Origin of the sequence: Pantoea stewartii, assembly GCF_011044475.1 — a bacterium.
GTDB lineage: Bacteria > Pseudomonadota > Gammaproteobacteria > Enterobacterales > Enterobacteriaceae > Pantoea > Pantoea stewartii.
In genome coordinates this window covers 1,377,666-1,403,225 of the sequence record NZ_CP049115.1, presented here as the reverse complement: position 1 = coordinate 1,403,225, position 25,560 = coordinate 1,377,666, and the positions used below count along the sequence as shown (strand labels likewise).

23 protein-coding genes are annotated in these 25,560 nt (G+C 54.1%); 20 read left to right on the top strand and 3 right to left on the bottom strand.

Going from position 1 to position 25,560, the window contains the following annotated elements:
• The first annotated feature begins 48 nt into the window (after nt 1-48).
• The 3 genes from yfbV (at nt 49) to G5574_RS06565 (ending at nt 1,808) form a co-directional block, all read left to right on the top strand.
• Nucleotides 49-498: a terminus macrodomain insulation protein YfbV gene (yfbV, locus tag G5574_RS06575; RefSeq protein WP_006120033.1), complete on the top strand. Its 450-nt coding sequence runs from the start codon at nt 49-51 to the stop codon at nt 496-498.
• Between the two features lie 142 nt (nt 499-640).
• Nucleotides 641-1,135, top strand: coding sequence for a YfbU family protein (locus tag G5574_RS06570; RefSeq protein ID WP_006120032.1), 495 nt, complete (start codon nt 641-643; stop codon nt 1,133-1,135).
• Nucleotides 1,136-1,148: 13 nt separating this feature from the next.
• Nucleotides 1,149-1,808, top strand: a complete 660-nt coding sequence (locus G5574_RS06565; protein ID WP_039339683.1) for a sugar phosphatase — start codon at nt 1,149-1,151, stop codon at nt 1,806-1,808.
• A gap of 30 nt (nt 1,809-1,838) precedes the next feature.
• On the opposite strand, the gene yfbR is transcribed toward G5574_RS06565, so the two are convergent.
• Both yfbR and G5574_RS06555 read right to left on the bottom strand, forming a co-directional pair.
• Nucleotides 1,839-2,438 (bottom strand): 5'-deoxynucleotidase, encoded by a 600-nt coding sequence (gene yfbR, locus G5574_RS06560; protein ID WP_058701323.1) that lies wholly within the window; start codon nt 2,436-2,438, stop codon nt 1,839-1,841.
• A gap of 70 nt (nt 2,439-2,508) precedes the next feature.
• Entirely contained in the window at nt 2,509-3,726 is a 1,218-nt protein-coding gene (locus tag G5574_RS06555; protein ID WP_033740636.1) for a pyridoxal phosphate-dependent aminotransferase, read from the bottom strand.
• A gap of 961 nt (nt 3,727-4,687) precedes the next feature.
• Here G5574_RS06555 and lrhA point away from each other — a divergent pair.
• From lrhA to G5574_RS06475, 16 genes are all read left to right on the top strand, one after another.
• On the top strand, nt 4,688-5,611 hold the full coding sequence (gene lrhA, locus G5574_RS06550; RefSeq protein WP_033740635.1) for a transcriptional regulator LrhA: 924 nt from the start codon (nt 4,688-4,690) through the stop codon (nt 5,609-5,611).
• Nucleotides 5,612-6,249: 638 nt separating this feature from the next.
• The gene (locus G5574_RS06545) at nt 6,250-6,693 is read left to right on the top strand and encodes an NADH-quinone oxidoreductase subunit A (protein WP_006120027.1); all 444 of its coding nucleotides are present in this window, start codon (nt 6,250-6,252) and stop codon (nt 6,691-6,693) included.
• Nucleotides 6,694-6,708: 15 nt separating this feature from the next.
• Nucleotides 6,709-7,386: a NuoB/complex I 20 kDa subunit family protein gene (locus G5574_RS06540; RefSeq protein ID WP_006120026.1), complete on the top strand. Its 678-nt coding sequence runs from the start codon at nt 6,709-6,711 to the stop codon at nt 7,384-7,386.
• Nucleotides 7,387-7,501: 115 nt separating this feature from the next.
• On the top strand, nt 7,502-9,301 hold the full coding sequence (gene nuoC, locus G5574_RS06535; protein ID WP_006120025.1) for an NADH-quinone oxidoreductase subunit C/D: 1,800 nt from the start codon (nt 7,502-7,504) through the stop codon (nt 9,299-9,301).
• 2 nt (nt 9,302-9,303) lie between these two features.
• Nucleotides 9,304-9,819, top strand: a complete 516-nt coding sequence (nuoE, locus tag G5574_RS06530; RefSeq protein WP_006120024.1) for an NADH-quinone oxidoreductase subunit NuoE — start codon at nt 9,304-9,306, stop codon at nt 9,817-9,819.
• A gap of 2 nt (nt 9,820-9,821) precedes the next feature.
• Nucleotides 9,822-11,162, top strand: a complete 1,341-nt coding sequence (gene nuoF / locus G5574_RS06525) for an NADH-quinone oxidoreductase subunit NuoF (protein ID WP_170317973.1) — start codon at nt 9,822-9,824, stop codon at nt 11,160-11,162.
• 111 nt (nt 11,163-11,273) lie between these two features.
• Nucleotides 11,274-13,997: an NADH-quinone oxidoreductase subunit NuoG gene (gene nuoG / locus G5574_RS06520; RefSeq protein ID WP_164482318.1), complete on the top strand. Its 2,724-nt coding sequence runs from the start codon at nt 11,274-11,276 to the stop codon at nt 13,995-13,997.
• Nucleotides 13,994-14,971 (top strand): NADH-quinone oxidoreductase subunit NuoH, encoded by a 978-nt coding sequence (gene nuoH, locus G5574_RS06515; RefSeq protein WP_033740629.1) that lies wholly within the window; start codon nt 13,994-13,996, stop codon nt 14,969-14,971. The genes nuoG and nuoH overlap by 4 nt, the downstream gene beginning before the upstream one ends.
• 10 nt (nt 14,972-14,981) lie before the next feature.
• A complete protein-coding gene (nuoI, locus tag G5574_RS06510) occupies nt 14,982-15,524 on the top strand; it encodes an NADH-quinone oxidoreductase subunit NuoI (RefSeq protein ID WP_164482316.1) in 543 nt (180 codons plus the stop codon).
• A gap of 10 nt (nt 15,525-15,534) precedes the next feature.
• Nucleotides 15,535-16,086 carry an NADH-quinone oxidoreductase subunit J gene (nuoJ, locus tag G5574_RS06505; protein ID WP_006120019.1) on the top strand — a complete coding sequence of 184 codons (552 nt, stop codon included), beginning with the start codon at nt 15,535-15,537 and terminating at the stop codon, nt 16,084-16,086.
• On the top strand, nt 16,083-16,385 hold the full coding sequence (gene nuoK, locus G5574_RS06500; protein ID WP_028724970.1) for an NADH-quinone oxidoreductase subunit NuoK: 303 nt from the start codon (nt 16,083-16,085) through the stop codon (nt 16,383-16,385). Before nuoJ ends, nuoK begins: the two co-directional genes overlap by 4 nt.
• Nucleotides 16,382-18,217 (top strand): NADH-quinone oxidoreductase subunit L, encoded by a 1,836-nt coding sequence (nuoL, locus tag G5574_RS06495; protein ID WP_033740625.1) that lies wholly within the window; start codon nt 16,382-16,384, stop codon nt 18,215-18,217. The genes nuoK and nuoL overlap by 4 nt, the downstream gene beginning before the upstream one ends.
• Nucleotides 18,218-18,426: 209 nt before the next feature.
• Nucleotides 18,427-19,947, top strand: a complete 1,521-nt coding sequence (nuoM, locus tag G5574_RS06490) for an NADH-quinone oxidoreductase subunit M (RefSeq protein ID WP_033740623.1) — start codon at nt 18,427-18,429, stop codon at nt 19,945-19,947.
• Between the two features lie 6 nt (nt 19,948-19,953).
• Complete coding sequence (gene nuoN, locus G5574_RS06485) at nt 19,954-21,411, top strand: NADH-quinone oxidoreductase subunit NuoN (protein WP_006120015.1); 1,458 nt, start codon at nt 19,954-19,956, stop codon at nt 21,409-21,411.
• Nucleotides 21,412-21,604: 193 nt separating this feature from the next.
• Nucleotides 21,605-22,510, top strand: coding sequence for an alpha/beta hydrolase (locus G5574_RS06480; RefSeq protein WP_058707802.1), 906 nt, complete (start codon nt 21,605-21,607; stop codon nt 22,508-22,510).
• A gap of 41 nt (nt 22,511-22,551) precedes the next feature.
• Complete coding sequence (locus G5574_RS06475) at nt 22,552-23,022, top strand: GNAT family N-acetyltransferase (RefSeq protein WP_133745379.1); 471 nt, start codon at nt 22,552-22,554, stop codon at nt 23,020-23,022.
• Nucleotides 23,023-23,134: 112 nt separating this feature from the next.
• On the opposite strand, the gene G5574_RS06470 is transcribed toward G5574_RS06475, so the two are convergent.
• Nucleotides 23,135-24,793: a glucan biosynthesis protein D gene (locus G5574_RS06470; protein WP_006120012.1), complete on the bottom strand. Its 1,659-nt coding sequence runs from the start codon at nt 24,791-24,793 to the stop codon at nt 23,135-23,137.
• A 332-nt stretch (nt 24,794-25,125) separates the two neighbouring features.
• On the opposite strand from G5574_RS06470, the gene elaB reads away from it, so the two are divergent.
• Nucleotides 25,126-25,437, top strand: coding sequence for a stress response protein ElaB (gene elaB, locus G5574_RS06465; protein ID WP_033740963.1), 312 nt, complete (start codon nt 25,126-25,128; stop codon nt 25,435-25,437).
• The last annotated feature ends 123 nt before the right edge of the window (nt 25,438-25,560 follow it).

The following is a 25,560-nucleotide window of genomic DNA, read 5'->3' as shown; positions in this document are numbered from 1 at the left end:
GTCGTTATAGTTATTTTTCAAAAAATACAGCATTAGTTGAGGCGAGCCATGGCGAATCAATCTAACACGGGCTGGTTCCGGATGTTTCAGCGCGGACAGCATTATATGAAGACGTGGCCCAATGATAAACGTCTGGCACCGGTCTTTCCCGAAAACCGGGTATCAACGGCCACGCGCTTTGCCATTCGCTTTATGCCCCCGCTGGCGGTGTTTACACTGACCTGGCAGATCGCGATGGGTGGGCAACTGGGCCCTGCCGTCGCGACAGCGCTTTTCGCCTGCAGTTTACCGATGCAGGGATTGTGGTGGCTGGGCAAACGTTCGGTCACGCCGCTGCCACCGACGCTTCTGCGCTGGTTTCATGACGTGCGCACCAAACTGGAAGCCGCAGGGCAGGCGATTGCGCCGGTTGAAGGCACGCCAACCTATCAGGCGCTCGCCGATCTACTGAAGCGCGCCTTTAAGCAACTGGACCGGACTTTTCTGGACGATCTCTAACCTGCAGCGTGCCGAAATATTGCATGTGAATCTGTGGTTAAATCAATGAAAAGCGATGTGGCAACCTCCGCATCGCTCCCCCTGTGTCATCATCCTTCCATCGTATAAAACCTGAACAGCCTCTGGGCTGAGGGAGAGAAAGATGGAAATGACCCACGCACAACGCTTAATTCTGGCGAACCAGTACAAAATGATGGCGATGCTGGAGCCTGAGAATGCGGAGCGCTTTCGGCGTTATCAGACCATTATTGAGCGCGGCTACAGCCTGCAGATGCGTGAACTGGATAAAGAGTTCGGCGAACTCTCTGAAGCCACCTGCCGTACGCTCATCGACATCATGGAAATGCACCATGCGCTACAGATTTCCTGGTCTAATCTGAAAACCGAAGGAGAGATCGATACCCGGCGCCTGGCGTTTCTGGGATTTGATGCGGCTACGGAATCACGCTACCTTGGCTATGTACGCTTTATGGTGAATACGGAAGGGCGCTACACGCATTTTGATTCCGGCACGCACGGCTTCAATGCACAAACACCGATGTGGGAAAAGTATCAACGCATGCTGGCTTTATGGCAGACTTGTCCCCGCCAGTACCATTTAAGCGTAAACGAGATTGCGCAAATCATTAACGCCTGATGAGGAGTGACGTGTGGAGTACAGTGGTTTTTTGTTTGATTTAGACGGCACCTTAGTGGATTCATTACCGGCGGTTGAACGTGCCTGGTCTAACTGGGGCGCACGTCATGGCATTGCGGCTGATGAGATTCTGGACTTCATTCACGGTAAACAGGCAATCACCTCCCTGCGTCATTTTATGGCCGGTCAGTCAGAGGCCGCGATTCAGGCCGAGTTCCTGGCACTGGAAAAAACGGAAGCGGAAGATACGGACGGTGTGAAGGCGTTACCAGGTGCCCTGGCGCTGCTCACTCAGCTCAATGAACTGCAGATCCCCTGGGCGATTGTTACTTCAGGTTCTGTGCCAGTGGCTCATGCCCGCCACAAAGCGGCGGGCCTGCCTCTGCCTGCGGTCTTCATTACGGCTGAGCAGGTAGCAAAGGGTAAGCCTGAACCCGATCCCTACCTGCTGGGTGCCGAAAGGCTGAAACTGTCTCCAGCCGACTGTGTTGTGGTTGAAGATGCGCCTGCTGGCGTGATGGCCGGGCTGTCGGCGGGCTGTGCCGTCATTGCTGTCAATGCGCCAGACGAGACACCGCGACTGGATGACGTGGCGCTGCGCCTGACTTCACTGACGTCACTAATCATTACCAGACAGCCAGCGGGTAAGTTTGCCTTTCACAGCCAGCCTTAAGTGCAGAGTGGCGGCATCGGGCCGCCCGAATCAGAGCGGTGTATCTTGCGAGATTTCGTCCAGAGACAGGCTAAAGCTTGGGATAAACACCTCAACAAAATAGCTCATTTCAGGCGAGCGACGCTGAGTCAGGGTTTTTTCCAGCCGCGCCTTGGCGAGTAAGAATTCGTTGTTGCCTGCCGACAACTCTTCCAGGCATTTAACGTAGGCGCAGAGTGCGTCGGCCTGCTTCACTACCGCTTTCTCATCTTCACTGTGCAGATGTTCATCAATCAGCGGGCGATAAACGTCCTGCAACTCCTCGGGCAGCATCTCAATCAACTTCTGCTGCGCGATTTTCTCAATCTTTTTGTATTCATGGGCAATTTGCGCGTTGTAATACTTCACCGGGGTAGGCAAATCGCCCGTGAGCACTTCACTGGCATCATGGTACAGCGCCATCATCGCGATGCGCTCGGCATTCAGGTTACCGTTAAACTTTTTGTTCTTGATGATGGCCAGCGCATGGGCGACCATCGCCACCTGTAAACTGTGTTCAGAGACGTTTTCGGTCCGCACGTTACGCATCAGTGGCCAGCGGTTAATCAGTTTGAGGCGTGAGAGGTGGGCGAAGAAATGGCTTTGAGTCATGGTCATTCCTGTTTACGACAGGGGAGAGGTTAACTCTCCCCAAAATGACATCAGTATAGATGCAACAGGACTACTGGCGGTAGCCTTGCAGGAAACGGCCAAACTTATTGATGGCCATTTCCAGGTCATCGACGCGCGGCAGGGTTACGATACGCAGATGATCGGGCCACGGCCAGTTAAACGCGGTGCCCTGCACCAGCAGCACTTTTTCCTGTAACAGGAAGTCCAGCACCATCTTCTGGTCGTCCTGAATATTGAATTTTTTGGCATCAATTTTCGGGAACATGTACAGCGCTCCCTCCGGCTTCACACAGCTGACGCCGGGAATATCGTTGATCAGTTCCCAGGCTCGCTGACGCTGTTCGTAGAGACGACCACCCGGTGCGATGAACTCACTGATGCTCTGATATCCCCCCAGGGCGGTCTGAATTGCGTGCTGCGCCGGAACGTTGGCGCACAGGCGCATGGAAGCCAGCATTTCCAGCCCTTCTATATAGCCTTTTGCGTGCTTTTTCGGGCCATTCAGCACCATCCAGCCCTGACGGAAGCCCGCCACGCGGTAGGTTTTTGACAGGCCGTTAAACGTGACCGTTAACAAGTCCGGTGCCAGTGCGGCAATAGAGTGGTGCTGTGCGGCATCGTAGAGGATCTTATCGTAGATCTCGTCAGCAAATATAATCAGGTTATGCTGACGGGCTATCTCAACCACGTCCATCAGCAGCTCTTTGCTGTATACCGCGCCGGTAGGGTTGTTGGGGTTGATGATAACAATGCCGCGAGTGCGTGGCGTAATTTTGCTACGAATATCATCCAGGTCCGGGAACCAGCCGGCGGACTCATCACACAAATAGTGCACGGCTTTTCCGCTCGACAGCGACACGGCAGCCGTCCAGAGCGGATAGTCCGGTGCCGGAACCAGCATTTCATCCCCGCTGTTCAGCAGCGCCTGCATCGCCTGAACGATCAGTTCTGAGACACCGTTTCCAATGTAGATATCTTCTACTGTGACATCGCGCATATCCCGCGCCTGATAATGCTGCATGATGGCCTTTCGGGCGGAATAGAGCCCTTTGGAATCGCAATAACCTTGTGCACTGGGCAGGTTACGGATCACATCCACCAGAATTTCATCGGGCGCTTCAAAGCCAAACGGCGCGGGGTTACCGATGTTCAACTTGAGAACTTTATTACCTTCTTCTTCCAGGCGCTTGGCCTCTTTTAAAACCGGCCCACGAATGTCATAACACACATTGTCCAGTTTGCCGGATTTATCAATTTGAAAAGTCATTTTTGGCCGCCTTAATATGCAGAATCCTTTTGCCTGCCGCTGAAAACAAACCTGCACAATGTACTCTCCTCACGAACACAAAAGAAGGGCGCGAGGTGGTTTTGGCGTCTTCAGCATCTTTGTCTCCGTCCAGACGACGTAATGCATATTGCTTATGACCCTGTATGGTTTAAAAGTCTGCTTTAGTCATCATTAATGGTTTTTTATGCTGCATGATAAAAAGGCTTTGTTTGGCGCGTTGCTGTTTTTTTTATGCCGACAGGGAACGTAATCGACATAGTGAAATCAGAACAGGCCTAATGCGTCATAAATGAAATAGTTTAATTATGCTTTATTGATGCATAAATTTTGCACGATAGTGCATAGCGTAAGTAGGGTGTGACAGCCGTGCATTAATCGTTAATACGGTTAACTATTTTATCTCTAAGGACTTTTTTCCGTTTTTTGAAGCCAGGCTAAAAAACAGAGAGCATCTTTAGTACAGGTTTACCTGTCTAAAAGTCTTATTCACTGTTTTTGGGCGGGTTGAATGCGCACAGGACGTGCGGGATGTGTTGGAAAATGCGATCCGATCAAAATTTGCAATGCTTTTCATAAAAACATTTCCATTTTGCGGTCAAAAATGATTAAGTATAATTTACTATTTGATGTGATTAAACGCGATACAGCGTGTGTGTATGACAGACCCATTTACCCCGGCGTAATGACTTTTTTGGGGTTGAAAAAGACAACTACACAGCTTCCCGCAATTTTGCATCCAGTGCCTTCGGTACAGAAGTTGTCTCTGTCTTCAGGTCACGGCTTCCGTGTTTTACAGGAACGTGCCGTGCGCCTTCGTAAGTAAATTTTATGTCGGCCCTGTGTTGGGACGGCATGAAGCATCATTACCGCTTATCGCTTTGATAAGCTTGTAATAACACCAGGATAGTAGTTCTTAAAACTCTAATAAGTGAAGAAAAACATGACTAATGCAAATCGTCCGATACTTAATCTCGATCTCGATCTGCTTCGAACTTTTGTTGCTGTTGCGGATTTAAACACCTTTGCAGCCGCGGCTGCTGCGGTATGCAGAACGCAATCGGCAGTAAGTCAGCAGATGCAGCGTCTGGAACAACTGGTCGGTAAAGAGTTGTTTGCCAGGCATGGCCGCAACAAATTATTAACAGAACATGGCATTCAGCTTCTGGGTTATGCCAGAAAAATTCTGCGTTTTAACGATGAAGCCTGCACATCGCTGATGTACAGCAATATTCAGGGCGTTCTGACAATCGGTGCGTCAGACGATACGTCCGATACCATTCTGCCGTTCCTGTTAAACCGCGTTACCTCTGTTTATCCCAAACTGGCCATTGACGTTCGTGTGAAACGCAATCCATTTATGATGGAAATGCTGAATCAGGGCGAAGTCGATCTGGTTGTTACCACCTCCAGTCCGGGTAACTTTACACATCAGGTACTGCGGACATCGCCAACCCTGTGGTATTGCGCAGCGGACTATGTGTTCCAGCGTGGGGAAGCGATCCCTCTGGTATTGCTGGATGAACCCAGCCCTTACCGTGATATGGCGATTGACCATCTGAACGAAGCAGGCATTCCCTGGCGCATCTCTTACGTCGCTTCAACGCTGGCAGCGGTGCGTGCTGCCGTTAAAGCTGGTTTAGGCGTGACCGCGCGTCCGGTGGAGATGATGAGCCCTGAACTGCGCGTAATGGGTGCAGCAGAAGGATTACCGGTGCTGCCAGATACTCAGTATCTGCTGTGCCGCAACGCGGACAACGACAACGAACTGGCGCTGGCCATTTTCAACGCCATGCAGTCTACCCACGATCCCTACAACATGATCGGCAATGCCGATGGTGCCTTACTGCTGGACGACGAAGAGTAAATCCCGTCTTCTTTCGCAAAAAATGCGAAATCTGCCGGCACGTTAATCTGAGTAAATGCGCCTTTTGTTCTGTAACCGGAACAAGAGGCTTTTTTTTGCTGCTTTTCTGACCCGTGGTTTTCTTTTTCAGTCCTGTTCTGTCAATTACCTGTTCATACTCTGGTCAACAGGGCGAGTGGGGAAGGGAAAGCACGAAGTGGAGATTTGTTGATGCGAATCAGGCTGATAACTGATTAAATTTAACACAAAAATGATAATTCTGTGTTCTGGATCAACAAAATAGCCCTTCTAAAAGCAAGGCAATCCCGCCGAATCCTGTCAAACTATGCGCGTTGATAACGCGATCCACACGTTGAAATACCCGCTACACTGAAATTACCCCTACAGACTGAAGCGATTTAGCTGGAAACACGCGCGTCATATGTTAATAATATGATGCAGGTGTAAAATAATGTTTGGATACTTTTGTCAAAGTTGACAAAAGGTTATAGAAAGGAGTAAAAAACCACATAAAATTGCTGCTTATTGCACAGTAACAGCAAAATTTGTAAGGTTTTTATCCTTCCCTTTGAATCGATGTGGTGAGTTTGCTGCCAGAACCAGAGCAGGATGCCAGCGCCACTTTTGATGAGTAAGCAATGAGTATGTCAACTACCACCGAAATCATCGCTCAGCATTGGGCATTCATCGTTTTTATCGTCATCGCATTTGGCCTCTGTGCGTTTATGTTGACCGGAGGATGGCTGTTAGGCGGCAGAGCTCGTGCCCGTCATAAAGACACGCCTTTCGAATCCGGCATTGAATCCGTGGGTGATACTCACATCCGCTTATCCGCCAAATTCTACCTGGTGGCGATGTTCTTCGTTATTTTCGACGTCGAAGCTCTCTTTTTATACGCATGGGCGACCTCAATCCGTGAAAGTGGATGGGTCGGCTTTGTGGAAGCCGCAATTTTCATTTTGGTGCTCCTGGCGGGCCTGGTTTATCTGGTGCGCATTGGCGCGTTGGACTGGACTCCTGCACGCCGCCGAATCGTGGTTAAAACTCCCACGGTAAGTCACACCAATCCTCACAAGCAGTAAAAGAGAGGCAATAAGATGGACTATACGCTCACCCGCATAGACCCGAACGGTGGTGAGAACGACCGTTACCCTCTGCAAAAGCAGGAAATCGTCAGCGATCCGCTGGAGCAGCACGTTCATCGCAGCGTTTACATGGGCAAGCTCGAACATGCCCTGCACGACATGGTGAACTGGGGACGTAAGAATTCCCTGTGGCCCTACAACTTTGGTCTTTCCTGCTGCTACGTTGAGATGACCACCTCCTTCACCGCCGTGCACGATGTGGCGCGTTTTGGTGCTGAGGTTATGCGTGCCTCACCGCGTCAGGCCGACTTTATGGTTATTGCCGGTACGCCGTTCACTAAAATGGCCCCGGTGATTCAGCGTTTGTACGATCAGATGCTGGAGCCGAAATGGGTCATTTCCATGGGGGCCTGTGCTAACTCAGGCGGCATGTACGATATCTATTCTGTCGTGCAGGGCGTGGATAAATTCCTGCCGGTTGACGTTTACATTCCAGGTTGCCCACCGCGTCCTGAAGCCTACATGCAGGCTCTGCTGTTACTGCAGGAGTCGATTGGTAAAGAGCGTCGTCCTCTGTCCTGGGTGGTCGGCGATCAGGGCGTTTACCGTGCCAATATGCAGTCTGAGCGTGAACGTAAGCGTGGCGAGCGTATTGCAGTAACCAACCTGCGTACACCAGACGAAGTTTAAGTTAACCGTATGGATGGAATCAGTGCCTGCAGCGACAATACACAAATTAATGCATGGCACCATCCTGACGCCTTCATTTGAGCGCCTGTTAGCAGGCCGGAATGGTGAGTAACGTATGACAGATTTGACCACGCAAGATCTCGCTCAGCCGCTATGGCAAACCCGGGATCATCTGGATGACCCGGTAATTGGCGAATTGCGTAATCGTTTTGGGCCGGATGCCTTTACTGTTCAGGCAACACGTACCGGGATTCCGGTGGTATGGGTTAAGCGTGAACAGCTACTGGAAATCATCACTTTCCTGCGTAAATTACCCAAGCCTTACGTCATGCTCTATGACCTGCATGGTATGGACGAACGTTTACGCACCCACCGCGCCGGGTTACCTGCCGCGGATTTTTCCGTTTTCTACCACCTGCTTTCGATTGAACGCAATCGCGACATCATGCTCAAGGTGGCATTGTCTGAAAACGATATGCACGTGCCGACCATCACGAAAATTTTCGCCAATGCGAACTGGTATGAGCGCGAAACCTGGGAGATGTTCGGCATCACTTTTGACGGTCACCCGCACCTGACCCGCATCATGATGCCGCAGACGTGGGAAGGGCACCCGCTGCGTAAGGATTACCCTGCGCGCGCCACCGAATTCGATCCTTTCACGCTGACCAAACAGAAAGAAGATCTGGAAATGGAAGCGCTGACGTTCAAGCCAGAAGACTGGGGCATGAAACGCAGTACTGCCAGTGAAGACTTCATGTTCCTCAACCTGGGTCCTAACCATCCCTCCGCGCACGGTGCGTTCCGCATCATTTTGCAGCTGGATGGTGAAGAGATTGTCGACTGCGTTCCGGATATTGGTTATCACCACCGTGGTGCCGAGAAGATGGGCGAGCGTCAGTCCTGGCACAGCTATATTCCCTACACTGACCGCATCGAATACCTCGGTGGCTGCGTCAACGAAATGCCTTATGTGCTGGCGGTAGAGAAACTGGCCGGCATCGTGGTGCCAGATCGCGTTAACGTAATCCGCGTGATGCTTTCAGAGCTGTTCCGCATCAACAGTCACCTGCTGTACATCTCCACCTTTATTCAGGACGTCGGGGCCATGACGCCGGTGTTCTTTGCCTTTACCGACCGTCAGAAAATTTATGACGTGGTGGAGGCGATTACTGGTTTCCGTATGCATCCGGCCTGGTTCCGTATTGGCGGCGTCGCACATGACCTGCCGAAAGGCTGGGAACGCCTGCTGCGTGACTTCCTGGACTGGATGCCAAAACGTCTGAAAGAGTATGACAAAGCGGCGCTGCGCAACACCGTACTGATGGGCCGTTCGCAGGGCGTAGCTGCCTATAACATGGAAGAAGCGCTGGCCTGGGGCACAACCGGTGCCGCACTACGTGCAACGGGTCTCGATTTTGACGTGCGTAAATGGCGCCCCTACTCAGGCTATGAAAACTTCGATTTTGAGGTTCCTGTGGGCGCGGGCATCAGTGATGCCTATACGCGCGTACAACTGAAAATGGAAGAGATGTGGCAGTCGCTGCGTATCCTGGAGCAGTGCCTGAACAACATGCCGGAAGGGCCGTTTAAGGCGGATCATCCGTTAACCACGCCGCCACCGAAAGAGCGTACGCTGCAGCACATTGAAACCCTGATCACCCACTTCCTGCAGGTTTCCTGGGGCCCGGTCATGCCGGCCAACGAATCTTTCCAGATGATTGAGGCGACCAAAGGGATCAACAGTTACTACCTGACCAGCGACGGCAGCACGATGAGTTACCGCACGCGTGTGCGTACACCGAGCTTCCCGCACCTGCAGCAGATTCCATCGGTAATCCGTGGCAGCCTGGTATCCGACCTGATCGTATACCTCGGTAGTATCGACTTTGTTATGTCAGACGTGGACCGCTAATTATGCACGATCAACACATTGCTATTAAAACGATCGACCCTAACGAGGTCTTCGTGCTGAGTGCGGAAGAGCACCATGCGATTGAGCACGAAAAACACCATTACGAAGATGCGCGCGCTGCCTCCATTGAAGCACTGAAAATTGTGCAGAAGCAGCGTGGCTGGGTGCCTGACGGTGCGATCCATGCGATTGCAGAAGTGTTAGGAATTCCTGCCAGCGACGTAGAAGGCGTGGCAACGTTCTATAGTCAGATTTTCCGTCAGCCTGTTGGCCGCCACGTGATTCGCTACTGCGACAGCGTGGTGTGTCACATCACCGGTTTTCAGGGGATTCAGGCGGCACTGGAAGAAAACCTGAATATTAAGCCTGGCCAGACGACAACCGACGGTCGCTTTACCTTACTGCCGACCTGTTGCCTGGGTAACTGTGATAAAGGTCCAACCATGATGGTGGATGAAGATACCCACGTTCATCTGACGCCGGAAGGCATCGCCTCTTTGCTGGAGCAGTATCAATGACAATCAAACAGATCATTCGTACTGCTGAAACCCATCCCCTGACCTGGCGCATGCGCGAGGATCAGCAGCCGGTATGGCTTGATGAGTATCGCAGCAAAAACGGCTATGCCGGTGCGGAAAAAGCCCTGAAAGGGATGGCACCTGACGAAATCGTCTCACTGGTAAAAGATTCCGGTCTGAAAGGGCGCGGCGGTGCCGGATTCTCGACGGGCCTGAAGTGGAGCCTGATGCCGAAAGATGAATCCATGAACATCCGTTACCTGCTGTGTAACGCCGATGAAATGGAGCCTGGCACGTATAAAGACCGCCTGTTGATGGAACAGATGCCGCATCAGCTGGTGGAAGGCATGCTAATCAGTGCGTTTGCCCTGAAAGCTTACCGGGGCTACATCTTTCTGCGCGGCGAATACATTGAAGCCGCAGTGCATCTGCGTCGTGCGATTGCGGAAGCCACTGAAGCAGGCCTGTTGGGCAAAAACATTCTGGGTACCGGTTTTGATTTTGAACTGTTCGTCCACACCGGTGCGGGACGTTATATCTGCGGTGAAGAAACGGCACTGATTAACTCCCTGGAAGGTCGCCGTGCCAACCCACGTTCCAAGCCGCCTTTCCCGGCAAGCGCGGGCGTGTGGGGCAAGCCGACCTGCGTGAACAACGTTGAAACGCTGTCGAACGTGCCAGCTATTCTGGCCAACGGCGTCGAGTGGTACAAAGGTCTGTCAAAAAGCGACGATGCCGGTACGAAACTGATGGGCTTCTCCGGCCGGGTGAAAAACCCTGGCGTGTGGGAACTGCCATTTGGCATCACCGCACGCGAAATCCTTGAGGATTATGCCGGCGGTATGCGCGACGGCCTGCGTTTTAAAGCCTGGCAGCCGGGTGGCGCGGGGACCGACTTTTTAACGGAGCAGCACCTCGATCTGCCCATGGAATTTGCCAGCATTGGTAAAGCCGGCAGCCGTCTGGGTACCGCTCTGGCAATGGCCGTGGACCATGAAATCAACATGGTTTCACTGGTGCGTAACCTGGAAGAGTTCTTTGCCCGCGAATCCTGCGGTTGGTGTACGCCATGCCGTGATGGCCTGCCGTGGAGCGTGAAGATTCTGCGCGCGCTGGAGCAGAAAAAAGGCCAGCCGGGGGACATTGAGACCCTGGAGCAGCTTTGCCGCCAGCTTGGCCCGGGCAAAACCTTCTGTGCCCACGCGCCGGGTGCGGTCGAGCCGCTGCAGAGCGCCATTAAATATTTCCGTGAAGAGTTTGAAGCCGGCATTGCGCCGCAGGTGTTTGGCAATACCCGATCTATCGGCGGTATTCAGCCAAACCTGCTGAAAGCGCGCTGGTAATTCGCCGTTATCCACGGGAGCTGGCCCTGTGCCGCCGTCCCTGTTGCAGTGTGCAGGGGCAAGAATTTGATTAACGCTCGTTTCTGACGAGCCTGACGGAAGCATGTCACTATGGCTACAATCCATGTAGACGGTAAAGAATATGATGTGAACGGAGCGGACAACCTGCTACAGGCATGTCTGTCTCTGGGCCTTGATATTCCTTATTTTTGCTGGCATCCGGCGCTGGGAAGCGTGGGTGCCTGCCGCCAGTGTGCGGTGAAGCAATTCCAGAACGCTGAAGACACCCGCGGCCGCCTTGTCATGTCCTGTATGACACCGGCGTCCGATGGCACCTTCATCTCAATTGATGATGGCGAAGCGAAAGAGTTCCGTGAAAGCGTGGTGGAGTGGTTAATGACTAACCACCCACATGACTGTCCGGTATGTGAAGAGGGCGGTAACTGTCATCTTCAGGATATGACGGTCATGACAGGCCACAGCTTCCGCCGCTATCGCTTCACCAAACGTACTCACCGCAATCAGGATCTCGGTCCGTTCATCTCGCACGAAATGAACCGCTGTATCGCCTGCTACCGCTGCGTGCGTTACTACAAAGATTATGCCGACGGTAAAGATCTGGGCGTGTATGGTGCGCACGACAACGTGTATTTTGGTCGTCCGGAAGACGGCACGCTGGAAAGCGAGTTTTCCGGTAACCTGGTCGAAATCTGCCCGACCGGCGTGTTCACCGATAAAACCCACTCCGAACGCTATAACCGTAAATGGGATATGCAGTTCGCGCCAAGCATCTGTCAGCAGTGCAGCGTAGGCTGTAACACCAGCCCCGGTGAGCGCTACGGCGAACTGCGTCGTATCGAAAACCGCTATAACGGCAGCGTTAACCACTACTTCCTGTGCGATCGTGGTCGCTTTGGCTACGGTTATGTCAATCTGAAAGATCGTCCTCGCCATCCGGTCCAGTTGCGTGGCAACGACAGCGTGAAGCTGAATGCCGAGCAGGCCGTTAACGCCGGAGCCGATGTCCTGCGTCAGGCGAAGCGCGTCATTGGTATTGGTTCGCCGCGTGCCAGCATCGAAAGTAACTTTGCTCTGCGCGAACTGGTCGGTGCGGAAAACTTCTCTACCGGTATGCCCGCGGGCGAACAGGCGCGTCTTGAACTGCTGCTGAAAGTGCTGCGTGAAGGCGGCATTTATACGCCTTCACTGCGCGAGATCGAGAGCTACGACGCGGTGCTGGTGTTAGGCGAAGACCTGACACAGGTTGGCGCACGCGTGGCCCTGTCAGTGCGTCAGGCAGTAAAAGGCAAAGCCCGCGAAATGGCCGCTGCGCAGAAAGTCGCAGACTGGCAGATCGCCGCGATCCTCAATATCGGTCAGCACGCTAAGCATCCGTTATTTGTCACCAACGTCGATGAAACCCGTCTGGACGACATCGCGGCGTGGAGCTACCGTGCCCCGGTTGAAGAACAGGCGCGTCTTGGCTTTGCGATTGCCCACGCGCTGGACGACAGTGCGCCAGCCGTCAGCGATTTCGACAGTGCGCTGAACGGTAAGCTGGATGTGGTGGTACAGGCGCTGGCCGGTGCCAAAAAACCGCTAATCATTTCCGGTGTGCATTCAGGCAGCAGTGCCATGATCGAAGCGGCCGCGAACGTGGCCAAAGCCCTGAAAGCGCGCGGTGCAGACGTCGGTATCACCCTGCTGGCTGGTCATGCTAACAGCATGGGCCTGGGCCTGATGGGTGGCAATACGCTGGATCAGGCACTGGAACAACTGCAGAACGGCGAAGCCGATGCGGTCGTGGTGCTGGAAAACGATTTGTATCGCCATGCGCCAAAAGCGCAGGTCGATGCGGCGCTGAACCATGCGGCTAACGTGATTGTGGTCGATCATCAGCGCACCGCCACGGTGGAAAAAGCCGGACTGGTGCTTTCCGCTGCCAGTTTTGCCGAAAGCGACGGTACGTCAATTAACCATGAGGGCCGCGCACAGCGCTTCTTCCAGGTGTACGATCCTGCCTACTACGATAACAGCATTGTGATGCTGGAAAGCTGGCGCTGGTTGCACTCGCTGCACAGCGCGCTGGAAAGCCGTCACGTTGACTGGACGCAACTGGACCATGTCATTGATGCCGTTGTGGCAAGTCTGCCACAGCTGAAAGGGATCAAGGATGCGGCGCCGGATGCCAGCTTCCGTATTCGTGGTCAGAAGCTGGCGCGTTCTCCGCATCGTGCCAGTGGGCGTACTGCTGCGCGCGCGAATATCAGCGTGCATGAGCCGCGTCAGCCGCAGGATCAGGACACCATGTTTGCCTTCTCGATGGAAGGGAACAACCAGCCGAGCGCACCGCGTTCGCAAATTCCGTTTGCGTGGGCACCAGGCTGGAACTCACCGCAGGCGTGGAACAAATTCCAGGATGAAGTGGGCGGGAAACTGCGTCATGGCGATCCCGGTGTGCGTTTGTTCGAAGCCAGCGATGCGCAGCTTGCCTGGTTCAGCAGCGTGCCAGAAGCCTATGCCACGCAAGGTCAGTTCCGCGTCGCGCCTTACTACCAGTTATTCGGAAGTGAAGAAATGACGCAGCGTGCGCCGGTTATCCAGCAGCGCATGTCGGCACCAACCCTGGTTCTGAACCCGGAAGATGCCGCGAAGCTGGGCGTGAATAACGGTGCAGCGGTGGAATTAACCTGTGCAGGTGAAACCGTACGTTTGCCAGTGCGTTTCTCGGCTTCTTTGCAGGCAGGGCAGGTTGGGCTTCCACTCGGTATGCCGGGTATCCCGCCCTTCCTGGCGAATGCAAAAATTGATTCTCTGCAGGAGGCGGCGCAATGAGCTGGTTAACACCGGATGTTATCGACATTCTGATCGCCATTGGTAAAGCGCTGGTGATTTTGCTGGTCGTGGTGGCCTGCGGTGCGTTTATGAGCTTCGCCGAGCGTCGTTTGCTCGGCCTGTTTCAGAACCGCTATGGGCCAAACCGTGTGGGCTGGGGCGGATCGTTGCAGCTGGTTGCTGACATGATCAAGATGTTCTTTAAAGAGGACTGGGTTCCCCCGTTCACCGATCGCTTTATCTTTACGCTGGCGCCGGTCATCGCGTTTGTTTCCCTGCTGCTGGCCTTTGCTATCGTCCCGGTTTCACCGACCTGGGTGGTGACCGATCTCAATATCGGGTTGCTGTTCTTCCTGATGATGGCGGGCCTGGCTGTGTATGCCGTGCTGTTTGCGGGCTGGTCGAGTAATAACAAATACTCGCTGTTAGGTGCGATGCGTGCCTCTGCGCAGACCTTGAGTTACGAAGTGTTCCTGGGTCTGTCACTGATGGGCGTGGTAGCGCAGGCGGGCTCGTTCAACATGACCGATATCGTCAACAGTCAGACGCATCTGTGGAACATCATCCCGCAGTTCTTTGGGTTTGTGACCTTCTGTATCGCGGGCGTGGCCGTTTGTCACCGCCATCCGTTTGACCAGCCCGAAGCCGAGCAGGAACTGGCTGACGGTTACCACATTGAATATGCCGGTATGAAATTTGGTCTGTTCTTTGTCGGCGAATATGTCGCGATTACCACCGTTTCAGCGCTGATTGTGACGCTGTTCTTTGGTGGCTGGCACGGGCCTTTCCTGCCGCCGTTCATCTGGTTCGCCCTGAAAACGGCGTTCTTTATGATGATGTTCATCCTGATTCGTGCTGCGCTTCCGCGTCCACGCTATGACCAGGTGCTGTCGTTCGGCTGGAAAGTGTGTCTGCCGTTGACGCTGTTGAACCTGCTGGCGACCGCCGCAGTGATTCTTTATACAGCGCAGTAAGGGGTAACAAATGACGTTAAAAGATATTGTCGTAGGCTTCGGCACGACAGTGCGCAGTATCTGGATGATTGGCATGCACGCCTTCGCGAAACGCGAAACCCAGATGTATCCAGAAGAGCCGGTCTACCTGCCACCGCGTTACCGTGGCCGTATTGTGTTGACCCGCGATCCTGATGGTGCAGAGCGTTGTGTTGCCTGTAACCTGTGTGCGGTAGCCTGTCCGGTAGGCTGTATTTCGCTGCAAAAAGCGGAAACCAAAGACGGCCGCTGGTATCCAGAGTTCTTCCGTATCAACTTCTCACGCTGCATTTTCTGCGGCCTGTGCGAAGAGGCCTGCCCAACCACCGCTATCCAGCTGACGCCGGATTTCGAACTGGGCGAGTTCAAGCGTCAGGATCTGGTATACGAAAAAGAAGACCTGTTGATCTCGGGGCCGGGTAAATATCCGGAGTACAACTTCTACCGTATGGCAGGTATGGCAATTGACGGTAAAGATAAGGGTGAAGCGGAGAACGAAGCGAAACCTATCGACGTCAAAGGCTTACTACCTTAAGGAGCAGGGCATGGAATTTGCGTTTTATCTTTGCGGACTGGTGGCGGTGGTGACGACGTTGCGCGTGATCACCCACACTAATCCGGTACATGCGTTGCTGTACCTGATCGTTTCGCTGTTATCGGTGGCTGGCGTCTTCTTCTCTCTGGGTGCCTACTTTGCAGGTGCGCTGGAAATTATTGTGTATGCCGGTGCCATCATGGTGCTGTTCGTGTTCGTTGTGATGATGCTTAACCTGGGCAAAGCCACGCAGAAACAGGAGCGTGAATGGTTAAGTCCGTCGTTGTGGATTGGTCCGGGCCTGGTTTCGTTGCTGCTGCTGGCAGTGATGATCTACGCCATCATGACGGCACATGACCAGGGTATTGACGGCAAAATTATCGATGCGAAAGCGGTGGGCATTAGTCTGTTTGGCCCGTATGTGCTGGCGGTTGAACTGGCATCAATGCTGCTGCTGGCCGGCCTGGTTGTGGCTTTCCACCTGGGCCGCGAAGAGCGCCAGGGCGAAGTCCTGAGCAACCGTTCAAACGATGCCGCGCAGGCGAATAAGGAGCAAGCATGATTCCCTTACAACATGGATTGATTCTGGCGGCGGTGCTGTTTGTGCTGGGGCTGACCTCGCTGGTGTTGCGCCGTAATCTGCTGTTTATGCTGATAAGCCTGGAAATCATGATCAATGCCGCGGCGCTGGCGCTGGTTGTTGCAGGCAGCTACTGGGGACAGGCTGATGGTCAGGTGATGTATATTCTGGCTATCAGTCTCGCCGCAGCGGAAGCCAGTATTGGGCTGGCCCTGCTGCTTCAGCTCTATCGTCGTCGTCAGACGCTGAACATTGATACTGTGAGCGAGATGCGCGGATGAACCTTCTCTATTTAACTGTCTTATTTCCGCTAATCGGCTTTCTGCTGTTAGCGTTCTCCCGTGGCCGCTGGTCAGAAAACTTGTCCGCGACCGTGGGCATGGGATCGGTCGGGCTGGCTGCGCTCACCACGGTGTTTGTGGGTTTCGACTTCTTTGCCCACGGGCAGCAGGTCTTCACTCAGGCGCTGTGGACCTGGATTCATGTCGGCAATTTTAATATTCAGGTCAATCTGACGCTGGATGGCCTGTCGCTCACCATGCTGTCGGTGGTGACCGGTGTCGGCTTCCTGATCCATATGTTCGCCTCGTGGTATATGCGTGGAGAAGAGGGATATTCACGCTTCTTCGCTTATACCAACCTGTTTATCGCCAGCATGGTTGTTCTGGTTCTGGCGGATAACCTGATGCTGATGTATCTGGGTTGGGAAGGGGTAGGGCTGTGCTCCTATCTTCTGATCGGCTTCTATTACAGCAATCCGGAAAACGGCAAGGCGGCGATGAAGGCATTCATCATCACGCGCGTCGGTGATGTCTTCCTGGCATTTGCGTTGTTCATCCTTTACAACGAACTGGGTACGCTCAACTTCCGCGAAATGGCGGAGCTGGCTCCGGCACACTTTGCGGCGGACAACCACATGCTGCAATGGGCCACGCTGATGCTGTTGGGTGGCGCAGTAGGTAAGTCTGCGCAGCTGCCGCTTCAGACCTGGCTGGCCGATGCGATGGCAGGTCCGACGCCGGTTTCCGCGCTGATTCACGCCGCCACCATGGTGACGGCAGGGGTTTACCTGATTGCCCGCACCCACGGCCTGTTCCTGTTGACGCCTGAAGTGCTGCATCTGGTCGGCATTATCGGTGCGATTACGCTGGTACTGGCGGGTTTTGCTGCTCTGGTCCAGACGGATATCAAACGTGTACTGGCTTACTCCACCATGAGTCAGATCGGCTACATGTTCCTGGCGCTGGGTGTGCAGGCGTGGGATGCCGCCATTTTCCACCTGATGACCCATGCCTTCTTTAAAGCCTTGCTGTTCCTGTCCTCAGGTTCGGTTATCCTGGCCTGCCACCACGAGCAGAACATCTTTAAGATGGGCGGACTGCGTAAAAGCATCCCACTGGTGTACACCTGCTTCCTGGTCGGCGGTGCTGCCCTGGCCGCATTGCCGCTGATTACCGCCGGTTTCTACAGTAAAGATGAAATTCTGTTTGGTGCACTGGCGAACGGCCATTTGAACCTGATGGTCGCGGGTCTGGTAGGGGCGTTCCTGACCTCAATCTACACCTTCCGCATGATCTTTATCGTCTTCCACGGCGAAGAGAAAATCCATGCACACGCGGGCAAAGGCATTACCCATCATCTGCCACTGATTGTGTTGCTGGTGCTCTCAACGTTTGTGGGTGCATTAATTACCCCACCGCTGGCGGGCGTTTTACCGGCCAATGAGTTTGGTGAGAACGGTAAAGTCACGCTGGAGATCGCGTCCGGCCTGGTCGCGGTTGCGGGCATCGTTATCGCCGCTGCCCTCTGGCTGGGCAAGCGTCAGCTGGTCAGCAGCGTGGCCAACAGTGCGCCGGGCCGTTTCTTCGGCACCTGGTGGTTCGCCGCCTGGGGCTTTGACTGGCTCTACGACAAAGTCTTTGTCAAACCGTATCTGGGCATTGCGTGGTTGTTAAAACGCGATCCTCTTAACGGCCTGATGAACCTGCCTGCGTTGCTTTCACGTATCGCCAATAAAGGTCTGGTGGTCAGTGAAAACGGGTATTTGCGCTGGTATGTCGCGTCGATGAGCGTTGGTGCCGTCGTTGTGCTGGCGCTGCTGCTGGTAATTTAAAGATTGATGAGCGGGTAGGTGTGAAAACTTACCCATTAAGAATGTCAAAGATTGTCTGATGTAAGGGCGTAATCGGCGCAGTCCGTTTTGCCACCGCCAGCGCACAGCAACCGGAGCGTACTGAAGTACGTGAGGATTGCGAGTACTGCCGGGGGCGAAACGGGCAAGTGAGATAGCCCGAGCCAGGACAAAAAAAAGGGAAGTATGCCGTGTTATTACCTTGGCTAATTTTCATACCCTTCTTCGGTGGTTTCGTCTGCTGGCTCACCGAGCGCTTCGGCGCGAAGGTGCCTCGCTGGATCGCACTGATCACCATGGGGCTGACGTTGGCGCTCTCGCTGCAACTCTGGTTGCAGGGGGGCTATTCACTGACGCAGGCAGCGGGTATTCCGCAGTGGCAATCGAGCTTCTCAGTACCCTGGATTCCCCGTTTCGGCATTAATTTCCATTTAGCGCTTGATGGCCTTTCGCTGTTAATGGTGGTGCTGACCGGACTGCTCGGCCTGATGGCAGTGCTGTGTTCCTGGAACGAAATTGAAAAGTATCAGGGCTTCTTTCATCTGAACCTGATGTGGATCCTGGGCGGCGTTATCGGCGTGTTCCTCGCCATTGACATGTTCCTGTTCTTCTTCTTCTGGGAAATGATGCTGGTGCCGATGTACTTCCTCATCGCGCTGTGGGGACATAAAGCATCGGACGGTAAAACCCGTATTACCGCCGCGACCAAATTCTTTATTTATACTCAGGCATCCGGTCTGGTGATGTTGATTGCGATTCTGGCGCTGGTGTTTGTTCACTACAACGCCACGGGCGTCTGGACGTTCAACTACGAGCAGTTGCTGAAGACGCCAATGTCGCACACCGTGGAGTACCTGCTGATGCTGGGCTTCTTCATCGCGTTTGCGGTGAAAATGCCGGTTGTCCCGCTTCATGGCTGGCTGCCTGATGCGCACAGTCAGGCTCCGACCGCAGGTTCAGTTGACCTGGCGGGTATCCTGCTGAAAACCGCCGCCTACGGCTTACTGCGCTTCAGCCTGCCGCTGTTTCCAAACGCCTCGGCAGAGTTTGCACCGATCGCGATGTGGTTAGGGATCATCGGGATTTTCTATGGTGCCTGGATGGCGTTCTCGCAGACGGATATCAAACGCCTGATTGCTTACACCTCGATTTCGCACATGGGCTTTGTCCTGATTGCGATTTACACCGGTAGCCAGTTGGCCTTCCAGGGCGCGGTTGTACAGATGATCGCGCACGGCCTGTCAGCAGCGGCGCTGTTTATCCTGTGCGGACAGCTGTACGAACGTCTGCATACCCGTGATATGCGTCAGATGGGCGGTTTGTGGTCGCGCATCAAATGGATTCCAGGGTTATCCCTGTTCTTTGCTGTCGCCAATCTGGGTATGCCAGGTACGGGTAACTTCGTCGGGGAATTCATGATCCTGACCGGCAGTTTCCAGATCGTTCCGGTCATTATCGTGATTGCGACCTTTGGCCTGGTTTTCGCCTCGGTCTATTCGCTGGTGATGATGCAACGTGCCTACTACGGTGAAGCGAAATCGAAAGATCCGCTGCCGGGCATGTCGGCGCGTGAATTCCTGACCATTGGGGTGCTCGTGGTCCTGCTGGTGCTGCTGGGTGTTTATCCTCAGCCGATTCTGGATACCTCACATGCTGCAATGAGCAATATTCAGCAGTGGTTTACCGCTTCAATTTCAACTACAAGGCCGTAATTCGCCATGACAATAACTCCTCAACAATTGATCGCGTTGCTGCCGCTGTTAATCGTCGGATTGACGGTGGTGGTTGTGATGCTGTCCATTGCCTGGCGACGCAACCACTTTGTTAACGCCACGCTAACAGTGGTTGGCCTGAACCTGGCGCTGCTGTCACTGTATTTTGTCGGTCAGGTTGGCGCGATGGATGTCACGCCGCTGCTGCGTGTAGACGCGTATTCGATGTTCTATACCGCCCTGGTGATGCTCGCCAGCCTGGCAACCTGTACTTTTGCCTATCCGTGGCTGGCCACGTTCCCGGACAACAAGGACGAGTTTTATCTGCTGGTTCTGATTGCTGCACTGGGCGGTATCGTGTTGTCAGCGTCTAACCACCTTGCATCACTGTTTATCGGGATTGAACTGCTGTCACTGCCGTTGTTTGGTTTGATTGGTTACGCCTTCCGTCAGAAACGTTCGCTGGAAGCGGCCCTGAAATACACCATCCTGTCGGCGGCGGCATCGTCTTTCCTGCTGTTTGGTATCGCGCTGATTTACGCTGACTCGGGCAACCTGGGCTTCGTCAGCCTGGGTAAAAGTCTGACGGACAGCATGATTCAGGAGCCGCTGCTGCTGGTCGGTCTGGGCATGTTGATTATCGGTCTGGGCTTTAAACTGTCACTGGTGCCATTCCATCTGTGGACGCCGGACGTTTATCAGGGCGCACCCGCACCGGTTTCTACTTTCCTTGCTACCGCCAGCAAAATTGCGATCTTCGGTGTTATCATGCGCCTGTTTATGTACGCGCCGGTGACCGACAGCGAAGCCGTACGGACAGTACTGGCCGTGATTGCCTTTGTCTCCATCCTGTTCGGTAACCTGATGGCGATTTCGCAAAGCAATATCAAGCGCCTGCTGGGTTACTCTTCTATTGCGCATCTGGGATATCTGCTGGTCGCGCTGATTGCGGTGAAAGATCATCAGCTGTCGCTGGAAACCGCAGGGGTTTACCTGGCCGGTTACCTGTTCAGCAGCCTCGGCGCGTTTGGTGTGGTAAGCCTGATGTCCAGTCCTTATCGTGGCCCGGATGCCGATTCACTTTACTCCTATCGCGGGCTGTTCTGGCACCGTCCGATTCTGTCGGCCGTGATGACCGTGATGATGCTGTCGCTGGCGGGTATCCCCATGACGCTGGGCTTTATCGGTAAATTCTACGTGATTGCCTCTGGCGTGAGCGCCAACCTGTGGTGGTTGACCGGTGCGGTGGTGGTCGGCAGTGCGATTGGTCTTTACTATTATCTACGCGTTACCGTCAGTCTTTATCTCAGCCCGCCTGAATTGCTGAGCCGCGATACGCCAGCCAACTGGGCCTTCACCGCCGGTGGCGTGGTTGTCTTGATCTCCGCGATTCTGGTGTTGGTGCTGGGCGTTTATCCGCAGCCATTAATCAGACTGGTGCAGATGGCCCAGCCGCTGATGTAATGTCACGCTGTTGCGATCAATCAGGCCTTCGGGCCTGATTTTTTTTGTCTGAAAATCGACACAGGTGATTTTTGCATAGCCTTCGCAATATCACGTCGCGTCCGCTTTTCTCTTCGTTTTCATTCTGCATCTTCATTCTGTTTCCACAGTTTCGTGCTGAAATGGGGCGAACAGATAAGGGGGAGCATTGCTTATGGATCGCCGACATTTTCTGCTGGGGTGTACCGCAACGCTGCTGACGGCAAAAAGCACACTGTCATTCGCCGCGCGGGCCGCTGTCGCCCAAACCGTTATTCCCCTTTGGCCCGGCACGCCACCCGGCGGTGGCGGGCCAGAGGGGCCGGTTGAGACATCGCCTTCAGGCGCAGAGCGTCATATCGCCGTACCCACCTTAACCGTCTTACGGCCGGGCATGGGGAACGGTCACGTTGTCCTGATCGCCGGCGGTGGCGGCTATAAACGGATAGAAATGGCAAAAGAAGCCTGGCCCGCGGCTCGCTGGTTAACGGCGCGCGGCTACACTGCGGCGATATTGCGTTATCGTCTGCCGTCCGAACACTGGGGCGATGGTAACCGGGTTGCCCTGCAGGATGCGCTGCGTGCCCTGCAACTGGTCAAAGCGCAGGCAACAGGGTTAACGGTGCTGGGGTTTTCGGCCGGTGCGCATTTGCTCGGGATGGCCATCAGCCCGATGGGCGCGCGCATGGGGGCGGTGACAGAGGCACAGGACAGCGCACCTGTTCAGGTTGACGGTGCCGCGCTGATTTATCCCGTCATTACGCTGGAAGCGCCTTATACGCACACATCTACTCACCGCGTTTTGCTGGGGGCGCATCCTACGGCGGCAGAAGACGCCGCCTGGTCGGTGCAGAATACGGTGACAGCAGCATCACCGCCTTTTTTTCTGGTGCAGGCCGAAGATGACCCGATATCCGATCCCCACAACACGCTGATCATGGCGCGAGCCTGTCAGCAACATCACGTAAATGTGGAGATGATCCGCTACCCAACCGGCGGTCACGGTTTTGGTATGGGGAAACCCGGCACACCCACCATGGCCTGGCCTGCGCGTTATCAACACTGGCTGCAAAGCCGCTAGCAGGCTACAGTGAGGGGTCGGTTATTGAATGAGGATGAGACATGCATATCAGTTGGCTGGATCTGCACCAGCAGGCATTAAGCGTCCCGCAGCTTTATGCAGTACTGGCGTTGCGCTGTGAAGTCTTCGTCGTGGAGCAGCAGTGCGCCTATCTGGATGTGGATGGTCAGGATTTGCAGGGCGAGAATCGTCACCTCCTCGGCATGGCGCAGGATGACCTGCTGGCCTATGCGCGCATCCTGTCGCCCCGGCGCGCCGAGACAGAGGTAAAAATTGGGCGCGTCATCATCTCCAGCAAAGCCCGTGGCCTGAATTTAGGTAACCAGTTGATGATGCAGGCGATAGCCAGCTGTGAACAGCACTGGCCAGGGCATGCACAGTTTCTTTCTGCCCAGGCGCATCTTGCAGGGTTTTATCAGCGTCACGGTTTTGTCGCGGTCAGCGACAGCTACCTTGAGGACGGTATTCCCCATATTGATATGCGCAGAGCAGGGGGAAATAAACCGCGCTAACGGCCTGACGGTTTTATTCCTCCTTCAGCCTGTCGCGTGTTCTTTTCACGCACGCAAAAAAAATGCATCCCGGCGCCAGGCCTGAGATGCATTATGCCGTGAGATGGCCGTGTTAGCTGACGGTCATCTGGCGATCGTCAACGTATTTACGCTGGTCTGGCGGGGGCGGCACATACTGATAGAGCCACGTTTCGCTCAGCGTTTCGTCTTTGGTTCGCAGGAACAGACGCATCTCAACGGGTTGTACGCTGTCGCTGTCAGGATACCAGTCAAAGAGGATACGGTACCCTTTGATCGGCTCAACATACAGAATCTCAACCTGCTTAAAGGTGCCGGAGGACACGGTAATCACCGGTTCAATGCCCTTTGGTGCGGCGGCCTGCAAATCGCCGCCGATAAAGTCGACAGCAAAACGACGGCACCACACATCCGGGAAGTGCTCGCCTGGCGCCCAGCCTTCGGGGAAGCCGCCGATGCCGGTGCGGGTTGCATCCACGCGCGCCAGTTGGCTCTGTACGGGCGGCAGTGCGCTCCAGTAGAGTTTGTACGAAAAACTGAACGCGTTGCCCGCTTTGATCGGTTCGGCGGGCTGCCAGAAGCAGACGATGTTATCGAGCGTTTCACCGGTCGTGGGGATTTCCATCAGGTTGATGGCGCCTTTACCCCACTTACCAACTGGTTCCACCCACAGGCTTGGCCGTTTGTTATACCAGCCAATCACGTCCTGATAATTCTCAAAGTCATGATCAAGCTGAAGCAGACCAAAACCACGCGGGTTTTCATCTTCGTAGGCGTTGAACTGCAGGCGCTGAGGGTTATTCAGCGGACGGGCAATCCATTCCCCTTTCCCGCTCCACATTGCCAGACGATCGGAGTCGTGAATCTGGGGATGGTAGGTGTTACACATCCGACGCTCGTTGGTGCCGCAGCTGAACATACTGGTCATCGGCGAAATGCCTAACTGACGAATATCCTTGCGGGCAAAGAGATGATTCTCAATGTCCATCACCACGCGTTCGGCTTCGCAGTGAATCACAAACTTGTATGCGCCGGTGATGCTGGCCCCATCCAGTAAGGCATAGCAGGTGAAGGTCGTGTCTTCGGCTTTCGGCGTTTCAAACCAGAACGCCGTAAAGTCCGGAAACTCTTCCTGGCCATTACTGAAGGTGTTAATGGCGACGCCACGCGCGGACAGCCCGTACTGGTAAGTATCATCGACAGCACGGAAGTAGCTGGCACCGAGAAAGGAGACGATATCGCGGCGGGCCAGTTCGGGTTTTTTAAAGGCACGGAAGCCCGCAAACCCCAGATCGGTTTTGCCTTCCAGCTGTTTAGTGTCGACTTTCGCATCGTTGTAGTTAAACAGCTCGGTGCGGAAGTGGATTTCGCGTGCCTCACGGCTGGCACTGTCGACGGAAAACATGCGGATGCGGCGTTTAAAGCCCATGCCGACGTGGAAAAACTGCACATCAAGCTCGCGATTCGGAATGTTGTTCCACAGCGAGTGATTAGCATCGTACTGAATATCGTTGTAAGCCTGCGGCGTCAGGTTAGCCAGCGTTTGCGGCAGCGGGCCCGGTGGACCACCCCACGGCTTTTTGGCCAGTGCGGCCGCGTTCTTTTTTAACTCGTCGAAATCGAAGCGCACTGCGATTCCGTCAGCAATGCCATCATCTGCCCAGGCGGATTGCGCGAATAGCGTTGATAAGCCTGTCATACCGCTCACCGCGGAGAAGGCCATTGACGCTTTCATAAACATTCTTCGATTCATGCCGGAGATCATTCCTTAGCTTTTCGAGTTTGTTGTGACTGTCGTGTCGAAGCACAGAGCCTGATTATTACAGGCAACAGCAGGGTACGACAGTCGGCTTAGAGAAAAATTCAGTTCGCTGAAAATTTATCAGATAAATCAAATAAACGAAGCGAAATTGCTTTAAGCAAGTCATCTCTTACACTTCTTTGCGTAATCACAGCCTGCCATAAGTTGACGCGCGTGCGCTTTCCTTGCGCCGATTTTCAGGTGATTCCTGGTAAGGGGCCGCGCAAAGCCCTCATTTATGGCTATAGTTAACCAGGTGCATTGCAATTCACATGGAGGAAATGATGGTAAAACAGACTGAATCTTTCGACACGGGCTATGACGACGATATCGCACTGCTGACTGAAACGCTGGAAGAAGTGCTGAAGTCATCAGGTGATCCGGCCGATCAGAAATATATCGAACTGAAAACCAAAGCTGAACGCGCGCTGGAAGATGTTAAATCACGTGTCAGCCAGGCCTCGGATAGCTATTACTACCGTGCCAAACAGGCCGCGTACCGTGCTGATGATTACGTCCATGAAAAACCGTGGCAGGGCATTGGCATCGGTGCTACTGCAGGGCTGGTATTAGGCCTGCTGCTGGCGCGTCGCTAATCTCAATCGCCTAAAACGGGCAGGCGCTGTCCTGTCCGTTCTCCCTTTCTGGTTCTTCCGCACTTCTGTCACCTGCCTGAAAATGCCGTTACCCGGTTAATTCCTGCCCGCAGATTGTGTTTT

Coding starts and splice junctions, on each gene's coding strand:
- yfbV (WP_006120033.1), top strand. CDS start 49: ATGGCGAATCAATCTAACACGGGCTGGTTCCGGATGTTTCAGCGCGGA.
- G5574_RS06570 (WP_006120032.1), top strand. CDS start 641: ATGGAAATGACCCACGCACAACGCTTAATTCTGGCGAACCAGTACAAA.
- yfbR (WP_058701323.1), bottom strand. CDS start 2,438: ATGACTCAAAGCCATTTCTTCGCCCACCTCTCACGCCTCAAACTGATT.
- G5574_RS06555 (WP_033740636.1), bottom strand. CDS start 3,726: ATGACTTTTCAAATTGATAAATCCGGCAAACTGGACAATGTGTGTTAT.
- lrhA (WP_033740635.1), top strand. CDS start 4,688: ATGACTAATGCAAATCGTCCGATACTTAATCTCGATCTCGATCTGCTT.
- G5574_RS06545 (WP_006120027.1), top strand. CDS start 6,250: ATGAGTATGTCAACTACCACCGAAATCATCGCTCAGCATTGGGCATTC.
- G5574_RS06540 (WP_006120026.1), top strand. CDS start 6,709: ATGGACTATACGCTCACCCGCATAGACCCGAACGGTGGTGAGAACGAC.
- nuoC (WP_006120025.1), top strand. CDS start 7,502: ATGACAGATTTGACCACGCAAGATCTCGCTCAGCCGCTATGGCAAACC.
- nuoE (WP_006120024.1), top strand. CDS start 9,304: ATGCACGATCAACACATTGCTATTAAAACGATCGACCCTAACGAGGTC.
- nuoG (WP_164482318.1), top strand. CDS start 11,274: ATGGCTACAATCCATGTAGACGGTAAAGAATATGATGTGAACGGAGCG.
- nuoH (WP_033740629.1), top strand. CDS start 13,994: ATGAGCTGGTTAACACCGGATGTTATCGACATTCTGATCGCCATTGGT.
- nuoI (WP_164482316.1), top strand. CDS start 14,982: ATGACGTTAAAAGATATTGTCGTAGGCTTCGGCACGACAGTGCGCAGT.
- nuoJ (WP_006120019.1), top strand. CDS start 15,535: ATGGAATTTGCGTTTTATCTTTGCGGACTGGTGGCGGTGGTGACGACG.
- nuoK (WP_028724970.1), top strand. CDS start 16,083: ATGATTCCCTTACAACATGGATTGATTCTGGCGGCGGTGCTGTTTGTG.
- nuoL (WP_033740625.1), top strand. CDS start 16,382: ATGAACCTTCTCTATTTAACTGTCTTATTTCCGCTAATCGGCTTTCTG.
- nuoN (WP_006120015.1), top strand. CDS start 19,954: ATGACAATAACTCCTCAACAATTGATCGCGTTGCTGCCGCTGTTAATC.
- G5574_RS06480 (WP_058707802.1), top strand. CDS start 21,605: ATGGATCGCCGACATTTTCTGCTGGGGTGTACCGCAACGCTGCTGACG.
- G5574_RS06475 (WP_133745379.1), top strand. CDS start 22,552: ATGCATATCAGTTGGCTGGATCTGCACCAGCAGGCATTAAGCGTCCCG.
- G5574_RS06470 (WP_006120012.1), bottom strand. CDS start 24,793: ATGAATCGAAGAATGTTTATGAAAGCGTCAATGGCCTTCTCCGCGGTG.
- elaB (WP_033740963.1), top strand. CDS start 25,126: ATGGTAAAACAGACTGAATCTTTCGACACGGGCTATGACGACGATATC.